The following is a 13,839-nucleotide window of genomic DNA, read 5'->3' on the forward strand; positions in this document are numbered from 1 at the left end:
CCCTTAAGGTAGGGCGCGAATAGACAACCGGCCGACCCAAGCTCTCTTGGATGTCGACCCAAGACGGACGCCTATGAACCCGAATTTTCTAGATTTCGAACAGCCGATCGCCGACCTGCAAGCCAAGATCGAAGAGTTGCGCTTGGTCGGTAATGACAATTCGCTGAATATCGGCGATGAGATCTCCCGCCTCCAGGACAAAAGCAACACGCTGACCGAGGACATCTTCGGCAAGCTGACCAGTTGGCAGATTGCGCGTCTGGCGCGTCACCCGCGTCGCCCGTATACCCTGGATTACATCGGGCATATCTTCACCGAATTCGATGAGCTGCACGGCGACCGTCATTTCTCCGATGATGCCGCGATCGTTGGCGGCATTGCCCGTCTGGATGATCAGCCGGTGATGATCATCGGTCACCAGAAAGGCCGTGAGGTGCGCGAGAAGGTTCGCCGCAACTTCGGTATGCCGCGTCCGGAAGGCTACCGTAAGGCTTGCCGCCTGATGGAAATGGCCGAGCGTTTCAAAATGCCGATCCTGACCTTCATTGACACTCCGGGTGCCTACCCTGGCATCGACGCCGAAGAGCGCAATCAGAGTGAAGCGATTGCCTGGAACTTGCGCGTCATGTCTCGCCTGAAAACTCCAATCATTGCCACCGTGATCGGTGAAGGTGGTTCGGGTGGTGCTTTGGCGATCGGTGTTTGCGATCAGTTGAATATGCTGCAGTACTCGACCTACGCGGTGATTTCGCCGGAAGGTTGTGCTTCGATTCTGTGGAAAACTGCCGAGAAAGCGCCGGATGCCGCTGAAGCCATGGGTATCACCGCCGAGCGCCTGAAAGGCCTGGGCATCGTCGATAAAGTGATCGGCGAGCCATTGGGCGGCGCCCACCGCGATCCAGCCACGGCGGCTGCTTCGATCCGTGCCGAGCTGAGTTCACAGTTGGCGATGTTGAAGACGTTCGACAACGAGGCACTGCTGGCTCGTCGTTACGAGCGCCTGATGAGCTACGGTCTTTGATCTGACCTCGCTCTATCCTGTGGAAGCGAGTTTGCTTGCGATGGTGGTTTAACAGTCAACAATCAGGTTGGCTGTGACACCGCTATCGCAAGCAAGCTCCCTCCTACATTTGATGTGTGGCTAAGTGAACCCTATGAGTTCATCCAGGATTGATCTGCCTTCCAGGCTTCTCGCGAACCTGGCCCCCTGGCGCAACGCAGCGACCTGGCGCATCGCCTTCTCCGGCGGCCTGGACTCTAGCGTCCTGCTGCACCTTCTCGCCCAGCTCGCCAAATCCCAATTGCTTCCGGCACTCAGTGCTCTCCATGTTCACCATGGTCTTCAAACTGTGGCCGATGCGTGGCCGGAGCATTGCCGGTCAGTCTGTGATGCGCTGGGTGTGCCGTTACACGTCGTTCGCGTCCAGGTTAAAACCGGCGCTAGCCTTGAACGTGCTGCTCGTGACGCGCGGTACGGCGCCTTCACCGAAGCGACTCAAGCCAATGAAGTGTTGCTGACCGCCCAGCACCGTGATGATCAGGCAGAAACTTTGCTGTTTCGACTGTTGCGCGGGGCCGGGGTGAGAGGGCTATCGGGGATGCCGCGGGAGCGAACGTTGGGGCGCGGGCATTTGCTTCGCCCGTTATTGGATGTCACTCGAGCCGAGCTTGAGCGGTATGCCGCCGAGCATCAATTGAGTTGGATTGAAGACCCCTCGAACCAGGATCAGCAGTTCTCGCGTAACTACCTGCGACGCCAAGTGCTTCCTGTACTCGCCGAGCGCTGGCCGCAAGCAGTGACAAGCCTGGCGCGCAGTGCCGCGCATCTGCGCGAGGCTCAAGGGTTGCTGGATGAATTGGCGCAAATCGATCTTGCCGAGGCGCGCAGTGGCAGTGAGTTTGATTGGCTGGGCCTGCCGTCTCTGATATTGGCGCCGCTTGAAAAGCTTGCCGCTGCACGACAGCGAAATGCCTTGAGTCACTGGCTCGCAAGGCGCACACGCCTACCGGACACTGACCATTGGTCGGGCTGGGACGATCTGCGCGATGCGGCGGCGGATGCTCGACCGATCTGGCGGTTGGCCGACGGTCAACTGCAACGGGCTGCCGGGCGTATCTGGTGGTTGTCGGGCAGTTGGTTGCGCGCTCTGCCGATTGCCGGGCGTTGGGCGGATCCTTCGTTGCCACTGTTACTGCCAGACAATGGCCTGGTGACCCTGGTCGGGAAAATCCCCGAGGGACCGCTGCACATCCGTTACCGTGCGGGCGGCGAGATTATGCATCTGCCCGATCGCGGGCATCGCGACCTCAAGCGTTTGCTCAACGAAAGCGGTATACCGATGTTTGCCCGTGGCAGATTGCCGCTGCTCTACAGGGGCGATCAATTGCTCGCGGTGGCAAACCTGCCTGGGTTAAACGCAAATGCACAGGAAGACTGGCGTTTGGATTGGCGCCCATTGAGCGAAGATCAAGGTTTGAGCTGAAAGGGGCTTTCCGGTAGACTACGCTCCCTTCTTGATACAACTTCTGTGGATTCGCATGAATTGCAGGAGTTGCCGATTACCAAGCAGTCTTTGCTGGGCGATTCCAAAAAATGTGTAGCTTGCAACGTACCGGTGTTTCATTTGCCGGTCTGTCCCAACGCGGCGGTTTTTTTGAAAGATGCACTGTGATTAATGCAGGTGATCGGGGGCTTCGGCCTTCCTTCGCTTTCCCCGGCGGCTCGGACCGCTTTAACGCAGACTTCTAGGGTTTTTCATGACGCGCTACATATTCGTCACGGGCGGTGTTGTTTCTTCATTGGGGAAAGGCATCGCCTCGGCTTCATTGGCGGCCATCCTGGAGGCGCGGGGACTTAAGGTCACCATGCTGAAGCTGGACCCGTACATCAACGTTGACCCGGGCACCATGAGCCCGTTCCAGCACGGTGAAGTGTTCGTCACCCACGACGGCGCCGAGACCGACCTGGACCTGGGCCATTACGAGCGGTTCATCCGCACGACCATGACCCAGAACAACAACTTCACCACCGGCCGTGTTTACGAACACGTGCTGCGCAAAGAGCGCCGTGGTGATTACCTGGGCGCCACCATCCAGGTGATTCCGCACATCACCGACGAAATCAAGCGCCGGATCATCAAGGGCGCCGGCGATGCCGACGTGGCCATGGTCGAGATCGGTGGCACCGTGGGTGACATCGAGTCGCAACCGTTCCTTGAAGCGATCCGTCAGTTACGTTTCGAAGTCGGCGCCAAGCGTGCAATGTTGATGCACCTGACATTGGTGCCGTACATCGCCACTGCCGGCGAAACTAAAACCAAGCCTACCCAGCACTCGGTCAAGGAACTGCGTTCCATCGGCCTGCAGCCTGACGTATTGGTGTGCCGCTCCGATCACCCGATCGATATGGCCTCCCGTCGCAAGATTGCCCAGTTCACCAACGTTGAAGAACGTGCGGTGATCGCGCTGGAAGATGCCGACACTATCTACAAGATTCCGGGCATTCTGCATTCACAAGGCTTGGATGATTTCGTTGTGGAGCGTTTCGGCCTGCAATGTGGCAGTGCTGATCTGTCCGAGTGGGAAGCTGTGGTCGATGCCAAGCTCAATCCTGAGCACGAAGTCACCATCGCCATGGTCGGCAAATACATGGAGTTGCTGGACGCCTACAAGTCGCTGATCGAAGCGATGAGTCACGCCGGTATCAGCAACCGTACCAAGGTCAATCTGCGCTACATCGACTCCGAAGACATTGAAAACCAGGGCACCGCGCTGCTGGAAGGTGTTGACGCGATTCTGGTGCCGGGCGGCTTCGGTTTGCGGGGCGTGGAAGGCAAGATCACGGCGGTTCAATACGCTCGCGAAAACAAGGTTCCTTACCTCGGCATCTGCCTTGGCATGCAAGTGGCCGTGATCGAGTTCGCTCGTAACGTGCTGGGCTGGAAAGACGCCAACTCTACCGAGTTTGATCGCGCCAGCGGTCACCCTGTCGTGGGGCTCATCACCGAGTGGGAAGATGCCACCGGCGCTGTCGAAGTCCGGACCGAAACGTCCGACATGGGCGGCACCATGCGTCTCGGCGCACAGGATTGCCTGCTCGAAACCGGTTCCCTGGTACACGATTGCTATGCCAAGGACGTCATCGTCGAGCGTCATCGTCACCGCTATGAAGTGAACAACAAGCTGTTGCCGAAACTGATCGAAGCCGGGTTGAAAATCTCCGGTCGTTCCGGTGATGGCGCCTTGGTGGAAGTGGTTGAAGCACCGGATCATCCATGGTTCGTCGCTTGCCAGTTCCACCCTGAGTTCACCTCGACGCCACGCGACGGTCACCCGCTGTTCACTGGCTTCGTCAAAGCGGCGTTGACTCAACACCAGAAGAAGGCCTGAACCCCATGGCGCAGAAGATCATCCGTGTAGGCGATATCGAGATTGCCAACGACAAGCCAATGGTGCTTTTCGGTGGCATGAATGTGCTGGAAAGCCGCGACATGGCGATGCAGGTCTGCGAAGAGTACGTCAAGGTTACCGAGAAACTCGGTATCCCTTACGTGTTCAAGGCCAGCTTCGACAAGGCCAACCGGTCCTCGGTGACCTCTTACCGTGGCCCCGGCCTGGAAGAGGGCATGCGGATCTTCCAGGACATCAAGGAAGCCTTCGGCGTACCGATCATCACCGACGTCCACGAGCCGGATCAGGCCGCGGTCGTCGCTGAAGTCTGCGACATTATTCAGTTGCCGGCCTTCTTGTCGCGCCAGACCGACCTCGTAGTTGCGATGGCCAAGACCGGCGCGGTGATCAACATCAAGAAAGCCCAGTTCCTCGCACCGCATGAGATGAAACACATCTTGAGCAAATGCGTCGAAGCCGGTAACGATCAGTTGATCCTCTGCGAGCGTGGTTCGAGCTTCGGCTACAACAACCTGGTCGTCGACATGCTGGGCTTCGGGATCATGAAGCAGTTTGAATACCCGGTGTTCTTCGATGTGACCCATGCGCTGCAAATGCCGGGTGGTCGTTCCGACTCTGCGGGCGGTCGCCGTGCTCAGGTCACTGACCTGGCCAAGGCCGGCATCAGCCAGTCGCTGGCCGGATTGTTCCTTGAAGCACACCCGGACCCGGACAACGCCAAATGCGACGGCCCTTGTGCTTTGCGTCTGGATAAACTGGAGCCTTTCCTGGCCCAGCTCAAAGCGTTGGACGAATTGGTGAAGAGTTTTCCGACGGTAGAAACCGCGTAAACCGCTTTTCTCCGGTAAAGTACCCCACGATTTAATGCTCAGGCCCTCGGGCCTGAGCCTTATCGCCCGCAAGTCTGCCCGCTGCACACCGCTTGCCGGCGATACAAGATTTCCTTCAGCTGCGTCGTTTTCGTCAACTTTGGAGTGTTTACAACAATGGCAAAAATCGTCGACATCAAAGGTCGTGAAGTTCTCGACTCCCGTGGCAATCCCACCGTGGAAGCGGATGTGCTTCTTGATAACGGCATCATCGGCAGTGCTTGCGCGCCGTCCGGTGCTTCCACTGGCTCGCGTGAAGCGCTCGAGCTGCGTGATGGCGACAAGAGCCGTTACCTGGGCAAGGGTGTACTCAAGGCCATAGGTAACATCAACGGTCCGATTCGTGACCTGCTGTTGGGTAAAGACCCAAGTGACCAGAAAGCCCTCGATCACGCGATGATCAAGCTCGACGGTACTGAAAACAAAGGTTCCCTGGGCGCTAACGCGATCCTCGCCGTTTCCCTGGCTGCCGCCAAGGCCGCCGCACAGGACCAGGACCTGCCACTGTATGCGCACATTGCCAACCTGAACGGCACGCCGGGCGTTTACTCGATGCCGGTTCCGATGATGAACATCATCAACGGTGGCGAGCACGCTGATAACAACGTCGACATTCAGGAGTTCATGGTTCAGCCAGTTGGCGCCAAGTCGTTCTCTGAAGGTCTGCGCATGGGCACCGAGATTTTCCATCACCTCAAAGCCGTTTTGAAGGCCCGTGGCCTGAGCACTGCTGTAGGTGATGAAGGTGGTTTCGCGCCCAACCTGGCGTCTAACGAAGACGCTTTGAAAGTAATCTCCGAAGCTGTTGCCAATGCTGGTTACACGCTGGGCACCGATGTGACCCTGGCACTTGACTGCGCAGCCAGTGAGTTCTACGAAGACGGTAAATACAACCTGTCCGGTGAAGGCCAAGTATTTACCTCTGAAGGTTTCGCCGATTACCTCAAAGGTCTGACCGAACGTTACCCGATCATCTCCATCGAAGACGGTCTGGACGAGTCCGACTGGGCCGGCTGGAAAATTCTCACTGACAAAATCGGCGAGAAAATCCAACTGGTCGGCGACGACCTGTTTGTGACCAACACCAAGATCCTGAAAGAAGGCATCGATAAAAAGATCGCCAACTCGATCCTGATCAAGTTCAACCAGATCGGCACCCTGACCGAAACTCTGGAAGCCATCCAGATGGCCAAGGCTGCTGGTTACACTGCCGTTATCTCGCACCGTTCCGGCGAAACAGAAGATTCGACCATTGCCGACCTGGCCGTGGGCACTGCCGCTGGCCAAATCAAGACCGGCTCGCTGTGCCGTTCCGACCGCGTTTCCAAGTACAACCAGCTGCTGCGTATCGAAGAGCAGTTGAACGGCAAAGCCAAGTACAACGGTCGCAGCGAGTTTCGCGGCTGATAGAACGCTGGTAAAAGACAGCGGATGGTGTCGAAAAAAATCGCGACAGCGGTGAATTTGCCACTAATCTGATGCCTTATAAGCACAAGCCTGGGTTTTCCAGGCTTCGTGCTATCAGACGCTCCATAGTTTTAATACGGCTGTCTTTTTTCACTGGATACCTGATATTCGATGCGCAGTCCCAATTGGTTGTTCCTCATCTTGCTCTTGCTGCTGGCTGGCCTGCAGTACCGCCTGTGGGTGGGAAATGGCAGTCTGGCGCAAGTGGCCGAGTTGACTCAGCAAATTGCCGAGCAACACGCTGAGAACGAGGCGTTGCTGGAGCGTAATCGGGTGATGGACGCTGAGGTCAGCGAGTTGAAAAAAGGCATGGAAACCGTTGAAGAGCGGGCTCGTCATGAGTTGGGCATGGTCAAGGACGGTGAAACCCTTTACCAGTTGGCGCAATGATCGACTCGTTACCGGCCTTCTGGGCCGTGATTCCTGCCGCGGGCGTTGGCGCCCGCATGGCCGCGGACCGTCCCAAGCAATACCTGCAACTGGGCGGGCGCACTATTCTCGAACACAGCCTCGGCTGTTTCATTGATCACCCTTCCCTGAAGGGGCTGGTGGTCAGTCTTGCGGTGGATGATCCTTTCTGGCCAAACCTGCCCTGCGCCACTGATCCGCGTATTCAGCGGGTGGACGGGGGCTCCGAACGATCGGGGTCTGTGCTCAATGCGTTGCTGCACCTGCACGCTCGGGGCGCTGACGATGAGGACTGGGTGTTGGTTCACGATGCCGCACGACCAAATCTGGCGCGTGAAGATCTTGATAAATTGTTGATCGAACTGGCTGGCGATGCGGTCGGGGGATTGTTGGCCGTTCCTGCCAGGGACACCTTGAAGCGGGTTGATAAGCACGGTCGCGTGACGGAAACCGTTGATCGCAGCGTGATCTGGCAGGCCTATACGCCGCAGATGTTTCGCCTGGGTGCGTTGCATCGGGCATTGGCCGACAGCCTGGTGGCCGACGCGATCATCACTGACGAAGCGTCGGCCATGGAGTGGTCTGGTATGGCTCCGCGCCTGATCGAAGGTCGATCCGACAACATTAAAGTCACTCGACCTGAAGACCTTGAATGGTTACGTCAACGTTGGGCTAACCGCCGCTAAGCCGCGTACTCCGGCCTTTGCGCCAGCCCTTCCTTCAAATAATCCACCAATTTGCGCACCTTCGGCGACAGGTGCCGCTGCTGCGGGTAAAGCACCCAAACCGCTGTATTCGGCGGTTGATGGGCATTCAGCAGCGAAATTAACGCGCCGCTGTTCAAGTGCTCGAGCACGTAATAGTCCGGCAATTGACACAACCCAACACCTTGTAGCGCCGCATCCAGCACGGCCTGCCCACTGTTGCACCGCCAATTGCCTTGTACCCGTTGCGAAAATTCCCGCCCGTTATTCTCCAGTTGCCAGATATCCGAGCTGCCGATCAGACAGTTGTGCTGGCTTAGTTCCGACAAACTGTGTGGCCGACCGTAGCGTTCAATGTAAGAAGGCGACGCGCACAGGTACATGCGTCGTGGCGCGAGGCGTGTGGCGACCAGTCGAGAGTCCTGGAGACGGCCGAGGCGAATCGCCAGGTCCAGACCTTCATGCACCAGGTCGAGTTGCCGATTGCTCAGTTCAATATCGATCCGCAATTGCGGGTAGAGGCCCATGAAGCGCGTCACTAGAGGCACTATGAAGCGCTCGCCGTAGGCGACGGCGCACGTCATGCGCAGCATGCCCCGAGGTTCACTGGTCAAATCGCTGACCGCTCGCAACGCTTCTTCGCGCCCATCCTGCAAGCGCTGGCAATGTTGCAGAAACGTTTGCCCAGCCTCGGTCAGCGTAACCCGGCGGGTGCTGCGATAAAGCAGGCGAGTTTGCAGGCGCTCTTCCAGGCGCACGATTTGCCGACTGACGTGAGAGGAAGAAACCCCAAGACGCTCAGCGGCGGCGGTGAACTGGCTGCACTCGGCCACGGCGACAAACTCGTCGATGCCTTCCCAGCGGCTTTCTGACATCTATGATTATCCCTGTATGGCAATAATGTTTTGCTTTTGGTCGGATTATTCATCGTAAGGCGATGGATTACACTCCCTGTCTCGTTTTTATTCACTGGAGAGTCAACATGATCAAGTCGCGCGCCGCTGTAGCCTTCGAGGCGAAGAAACCCCTCGAGATCGTTGAAGTCGATGTCGCTATGCCCAAGGCCGGTGAAGTCCTGCTGCGAGTGGTCGCCTCCGGTGTTTGTCACACGGATGCCTACACCCTGTCCGGTGCGGACCCGGAAGGCATCTTTCCGTCGATCCTCGGTCACGAAGGTGGCGCTGTGGTTGAGGCCATCGGCGAAGGTGTGACCTCGGTCGCCGTCGGCGATCACGTGATCCCGCTGTACACCCCGGAATGCCGTCAGTGCAAATTCTGCCTGTCAGGCAAAACCAACCTCTGCCAAGCCATTCGTGCCACTCAAGGTAAAGGCCTGATGCCCGATGGCACCACGCGCTTTTCCTACAAAGGAGCCCCGATTTTCCATTACATGGGCACCTCGACGTTCTCCGAGTACACCGTGCTGCCGGAAATCTCCGTCGCCAAAATATCTAAAGAAGCGCCCTTGGAAAAAGTCTGCCTGCTGGGGTGCGGTGTTACCACCGGCATCGGCGCGGTGATCAATACGGCTAAGGTCAAACCCGGCGATACCGTGGCCATTTTTGGCCTGGGGGGCATTGGCCTGTCAGCGATCATCGGCGCCGTCAAAGCCAAGGCCGGTCGTATCATCGCCATCGATATCAACCCCGCCAAGTTCGAGATCGCCAAGCAACTGGGAGCAACGGATTGCGTGAACCCGAAAGACTTTGACCGTCCGATCCAGGACGTCATCGTCGACATGACCGATGGCGGCGTCGATTTTTCCTTCGAGTGCATCGGCAATGTCCAGTTGATGCGTGCAGCCCTTGAGTGCTGTCATAAAGGTTGGGGCGAGTCGGTAATCATCGGCGTGGCCGGTGCTGGCCAGGAAATCACCACTCGTCCCTTCCAATTGGTGACTGGTCGCGTCTGGCGTGGTTCGGCGTTTGGTGGTGTGCGCGGTCGTACCGAGTTGCCGAGCTACGTTGCGATGGCTGAAACCGGCGAAATCCCGCTGGATACCTTCATCACCCACACCATGGGCCTGGAAGATATCAACAAGGCGTTCGACTTGATGCATGAAGGCAAGAGCATCCGTACCGTGATTCATTTCTGAGGTCGGTCATGAGCCTGGAAAATATCTCCTGCCAGAAGAGCTTCGGTGGCTGGCACAAACGTTACAGGCATCGCTCCGACGTGCTCGGCTGCGACATGGTGTTTGCCGTCTACCTGCCGCCGCAAGCGGAGCAGGGCGGCAAATTGCCGGTGTTGTACTGGCTGTCCGGCCTGACCTGTACCGACGAAAACTTCATGCACAAGGCCGGCGCGATGCGTATGGCCGCCGAGCTGGGGCTGATCATCGTTGCACCGGACACCAGCCCCCGCGGCGCTGAGGTGCCGGGTGATCCGGAGGGTGCATGGGACTTCGGTCTTGGTGCTGGTTTTTACCTGAACGCGACTCAGGAACCTTGGGCCAAGCACTATCGGATGCATGACTATGTCGTGCAGGAATTACCGGCATTGGTCGAAGCCCATTTTCCTGCGTCGGATAAACGCGGTATCAGTGGTCATTCCATGGGCGGCCACGGTGCGCTGGTCTGTGCGTTGCGCAATCCTGGGCGTTATCTGTCGGTGTCGGCGTTCTCGCCGATCAACAACCCGATGGATTGCCCTTGGGGCCAGAAAGCCTTTTCCCGCTACCTGGGTGAAGAACGTTCCAAATGGCGCGAATGGGATGCCTGCGCGTTGATTGCCGAGGCCAGCGAAAAATTGCCGCTGCTGGTGGATCAAGGCGATCGCGATGATTTTCTCGCCACCCAGCTCAAGCCTGAAGCACTGCAACATGCCGCGAAGCAAGCGGGTCATCCCCTGACGTTGCGTCTGCAACCGGGCTACGACCACAGCTATTTCTTTATCGCCAGCTTCATCGACGAGCACTTGCAGCATCATGGGCGCGCCCTAGGCACCTAATGCAGGTAGAATCACGCCCTGACAAAAATCGGGGCGTTTTTTTATGCGTATTGGCCACGGCTACGATGTGCATCGTTTCGCTGAAGGCGATTTCATTACTCTGGGCGGCCTGCGGATCGAGCACGGCTTCGGGCTGCTCGCTCACTCCGACGGTGATGTCCTGCTGCACGCCTTGAGCGATGCGTTGCTCGGCGCTGCTGCGTTGGGTGATATCGGCAAGCATTTTCCGGACACTGACCCGCAATTCAAGGGTGCCGACAGCCGTGTGCTGTTGCGTCACGTCGTCGCATTGATCCACGCCAAGGGCTGGAAAATCGGCAACGTCGATAACACCATCGTCGCCCAGGCGCCCAAAATGTCCCCGCATATCGAATCGATGCGCGCCTTGATTGCCGCGGATCTTCAAGTTGAGTTGGATCAAGTGAACGTGAAAGCTACCACCACCGAAAAGCTCGGCTTTGTCGGTCGCGAAGAAGGCATCGCCGTGCATTCCGTTGCTTTGTTGCTGCGCGCATGAACGAGGCGCAATTACTCGGTCCGAGAGCTTATGGCCAAGCCCTTGGCAGTGCTGTGCTGAAAGCGGTTGCCGAGGATTTTCAAGTCGACGAAGTCCTTGATATCCCGCTCAGTGGCGATGGCGAGCACTTGTGGATCTGGGTTGAAAAGCGTGGCTTGAATACCGAAGAAGCGGCACGGCGTATCGCCAAGGCCGCGGGCGTGCCATTGCGCACCGTCAGCTACGCGGGCCTCAAGGATCGCCAGGCATTGACTCGCCAGTGGTTTAGCGTGCAACTGCCGGGCAAGGCTGATCCTGATTTGTCGGCGGCGGAAAACGACACGCTGAAAATTCTCAAGACGGGTCGACACAAGCGCAAGCTGCAGCGCGGTGCTCACTCGGCCAACGGCTTTACCCTGCGCTTGACCCAGTTTGCTGGCGACAAGGCGGCGATTGAAGAGCGCCTGCAACTGATCGCGAAACAGGGCATTCCCAACTATTTCGGTGCCCAGCGTTTCGGTTATGACGGCGGGAATGTGATCGATGCCCGTGCCTGGGCTGTGCGTAAGGCGCTGCCCGAGCAGCGCAACGTGCGCTCGCGTCTGCTCTCCACCGCACGCAGCTTTCTGTTTAATCAGGTGCTGGCGGCGCGGGTCGCCGACGGTAGCTGGCAGCGGGCCCAGGTCGGTGATCTGCTGGCGTTTACCGACAGCCGCAGTTTCTTTCCTGCGGGTGAGGCTGAATGCAGCGATCCACGGCTGGCGATTCTCGACCTGCATCCGACCGGCCCGCAGTGGGGCGAAGGTGACTCGCCGGCCACCGGTGTTGTCCACGAACTGGAACAGGCAATCGCGGCGCGCGAAGCGGATTTACGCGATTGGCTGATTAATGCCGGAATGAGCCACGAACGTCGCATCCTGCGGCTGCCCATTGGCGGGTTGACGTGGCATTATCCCGAGCCTGACATTCTGCAACTGGAATTCGTCCTCCCGGCCGGATGCTTTGCCACTGTATTGGTGCGCGAGCTTGTTGATCTGGTGCCGGTGGGGCAGACGGACAGCCCATGCGTATTCTAATTTCTAACGACGATGGGGTAACCGCACCCGGTCTTGCCGCGCTTTATGCTGCGCTGGCGGATTACACCGAATGTGTGGTGATCGCCCCGGACCAAGACAAAAGCGGCGCCAGCAGCTCGCTGACGCTCGACCGTCCGTTGCACCCGCAAACGCTGGCCAACGGCTTTATCAGCCTCAACGGCACACCCACCGATTGCGTGCATCTTGGCCTCAACGGCCTGCTGGAGCATGAACCGGATATGGTGGTTTCAGGTATCAATCTGGGCGCCAACCTGGGAGACGATGTGTTGTATTCCGGCACCGTGGCAGCGGCCCTTGAAGGTCGTTTCCTGGAGCGGCCTTCGTTTGCCTTTTCGTTGGCCTCACGGCAAGTCGATAACCTTCCTGTGGCCGCCTACTTTGCGCGCAAATTCGTCGAAGCTCACGCGGACCTCAAGCTTGCGCCGCGCACCGTGTTGAACGTGAACATTCCCAATCTGCCGTTGGACCATATTCGCGGTATCCAGCTGACTCGCCTTGGTCATCGCGCGCGCGCCGCGGCACCGATGAAGGTGGTCGACCCGCGCGGTAAGGCTGGCTACTGGATTGCCGCAGCAGGTGATGCCGAAGACGGTGGCCCAGGCACCGACTTTCATGCGCTGATGCAGGGCTACGTTTCCATCACTCCACTGCAACTGGATCGCACCTTCAATGATGCCTTCAGAAGTCTGGACGGCTGGCTGGAGGGGCTGCGCTAATGGGGCGTGAGCAAGACGATATGCTGCGTCGCGGCATCGGGATGACCTCTCAGCGAACCCGTGAGCGTTTGATTCAGCGTCTATATGAAGAAGGACTGTCCAACGCCAAGGTGCTGGAGGTCATCCGCAGCACGCCGCGTCACTTGTTCGTCGACGAAGCGTTGGCTCATCGTGCATACGAAGACACGGCGTTGCCGATTGGACATAACCAGACCATCTCCCAGCCTTATATGGTGGCTCGCATGAGTGAGTTGCTGTTGGAGGCGGGGCCTTTGGACAAGGTGTTGGAAATCGGCACGGGTTCCGGTTACCAGACAGCGGTGCTGTCGCAACTTGTCGAGCGAGTATTTTCCGTTGAGCGCATCAAGGTGCTGCAGGACCGCGCGAAGGAACGCCTGACCGAGCTGAACCTGCGCAACGTGGTTTTTCGCTGGGGAGATGGCTGGGAAGGTTGGCCTGCACTCGCGCCATACAATGCGATTATCGTTACCGCCGTGGCCACTGATGTGCCTCAAGCGCTGCTCGACCAATTGGCTCCGGGCGGGCGACTGGTGATCCCGGTTGGGTCCGGAGAAGTCCAGCAATTGATGCTGATCATCCGCGAAGAGCAGGGCTTTTCCAGGCGTGTTTTGGGGGCGGTTCGCTTTGTGCCATTGCTCAATGGGCCACTGGCCTGAGCATTTGTTTTTCTACGGTGAATTCTCTTCGATTGCTTGGGTCTTA

14 protein-coding genes are annotated in these 13,839 nt (G+C 58.1%); 13 read left to right on the top strand and 1 reads right to left on the bottom strand.

Going from position 1 to position 13,839, the window contains the following annotated elements; genetic code table 11:
* Positions 1-73: 73 nt before the first annotated feature.
* The 7 genes from RHM68_RS05475 (at position 74) to ispD (ending at position 7,840) form a co-directional block, all read left to right on the top strand.
* Positions 74-1,021, top strand: coding sequence for an acetyl-CoA carboxylase carboxyltransferase subunit alpha (locus RHM68_RS05475; protein ID WP_322220901.1), 948 nt, complete (start codon positions 74-76; stop codon positions 1,019-1,021).
* A 133-nt stretch (positions 1,022-1,154) separates the two neighbouring features.
* Positions 1,155-2,483, top strand: coding sequence for a tRNA lysidine(34) synthetase TilS (gene tilS / locus RHM68_RS05480; RefSeq protein WP_322220902.1), 1,329 nt, complete (start codon positions 1,155-1,157; stop codon positions 2,481-2,483).
* Positions 2,484-2,757: 274 nt separating this feature from the next.
* On the top strand, positions 2,758-4,389 hold the full coding sequence (locus RHM68_RS05485; RefSeq protein ID WP_322220903.1) for a CTP synthase: 1,632 nt from the start codon (positions 2,758-2,760) through the stop codon (positions 4,387-4,389).
* A gap of 5 nt (positions 4,390-4,394) precedes the next feature.
* A complete protein-coding gene (kdsA, locus tag RHM68_RS05490) occupies positions 4,395-5,240 on the top strand; it encodes a 3-deoxy-8-phosphooctulonate synthase (protein ID WP_322220904.1) in 846 nt (281 codons plus the stop codon).
* Positions 5,241-5,396: 156 nt separating this feature from the next.
* Positions 5,397-6,686, top strand: a complete 1,290-nt coding sequence (gene eno / locus RHM68_RS05495; RefSeq protein WP_322220905.1) for a phosphopyruvate hydratase — start codon at positions 5,397-5,399, stop codon at positions 6,684-6,686.
* Between the two features lie 171 nt (positions 6,687-6,857).
* Positions 6,858-7,136, top strand: coding sequence for a cell division protein FtsB (gene ftsB, locus RHM68_RS05500; protein ID WP_322220906.1), 279 nt, complete (start codon positions 6,858-6,860; stop codon positions 7,134-7,136).
* Positions 7,133-7,840 carry a 2-C-methyl-D-erythritol 4-phosphate cytidylyltransferase gene (gene ispD, locus RHM68_RS05505; protein WP_322220907.1) on the top strand — a complete coding sequence of 236 codons (708 nt, stop codon included), beginning with the start codon at positions 7,133-7,135 and terminating at the stop codon, positions 7,838-7,840. Before ftsB ends, ispD begins: the two co-directional genes overlap by 4 nt.
* On the opposite strand, the gene RHM68_RS05510 is transcribed toward ispD, so the two are convergent.
* Positions 7,837-8,733 carry a LysR substrate-binding domain-containing protein gene (locus tag RHM68_RS05510; RefSeq protein WP_322220908.1) on the bottom strand — a complete coding sequence of 299 codons (897 nt, stop codon included), beginning with the start codon at positions 8,731-8,733 and terminating at the stop codon, positions 7,837-7,839. The two genes, ispD and RHM68_RS05510, sit on opposite strands and share 4 nt — an antisense overlap.
* A gap of 107 nt (positions 8,734-8,840) precedes the next feature.
* On the opposite strand from RHM68_RS05510, the gene RHM68_RS05515 reads away from it, so the two are divergent.
* From RHM68_RS05515 to RHM68_RS05540, 6 genes are read left to right on the top strand one after another with little or no spacing between them, the layout of a single operon-like run.
* Positions 8,841-9,953 carry an S-(hydroxymethyl)glutathione dehydrogenase/class III alcohol dehydrogenase gene (locus RHM68_RS05515; RefSeq protein ID WP_322220909.1) on the top strand — a complete coding sequence of 371 codons (1,113 nt, stop codon included), beginning with the start codon at positions 8,841-8,843 and terminating at the stop codon, positions 9,951-9,953.
* An 8-nt stretch (positions 9,954-9,961) separates the two neighbouring features.
* Positions 9,962-10,807: an S-formylglutathione hydrolase gene (gene fghA / locus RHM68_RS05520; protein WP_322220910.1), complete on the top strand. Its 846-nt coding sequence runs from the start codon at positions 9,962-9,964 to the stop codon at positions 10,805-10,807.
* A 43-nt stretch (positions 10,808-10,850) separates the two neighbouring features.
* Positions 10,851-11,324, top strand: a complete 474-nt coding sequence (ispF, locus tag RHM68_RS05525; RefSeq protein ID WP_322220911.1) for a 2-C-methyl-D-erythritol 2,4-cyclodiphosphate synthase — start codon at positions 10,851-10,853, stop codon at positions 11,322-11,324.
* Complete coding sequence (truD, locus tag RHM68_RS05530) at positions 11,321-12,379, top strand: tRNA pseudouridine(13) synthase TruD (RefSeq protein WP_322220912.1); 1,059 nt, start codon at positions 11,321-11,323, stop codon at positions 12,377-12,379. The genes ispF and truD overlap by 4 nt, the downstream gene beginning before the upstream one ends.
* The gene (gene surE, locus RHM68_RS05535) at positions 12,367-13,116 is read left to right on the top strand and encodes a 5'/3'-nucleotidase SurE (RefSeq protein WP_322220913.1); all 750 of its coding nucleotides are present in this window, start codon (positions 12,367-12,369) and stop codon (positions 13,114-13,116) included. The genes truD and surE overlap by 13 nt, the downstream gene beginning before the upstream one ends.
* A 41-nt stretch (positions 13,117-13,157) precedes the next feature.
* Positions 13,158-13,793 (top strand): protein-L-isoaspartate(D-aspartate) O-methyltransferase, encoded by a 636-nt coding sequence (locus RHM68_RS05540; RefSeq protein WP_322223696.1) that lies wholly within the window; start codon positions 13,158-13,160, stop codon positions 13,791-13,793.
* Positions 13,794-13,839 lie beyond the last annotated feature (46 nt).

The organism is Pseudomonas sp. DC1.2, assembly GCF_034351645.1.
GTDB lineage: Bacteria > Pseudomonadota > Gammaproteobacteria > Pseudomonadales > Pseudomonadaceae > Aquipseudomonas.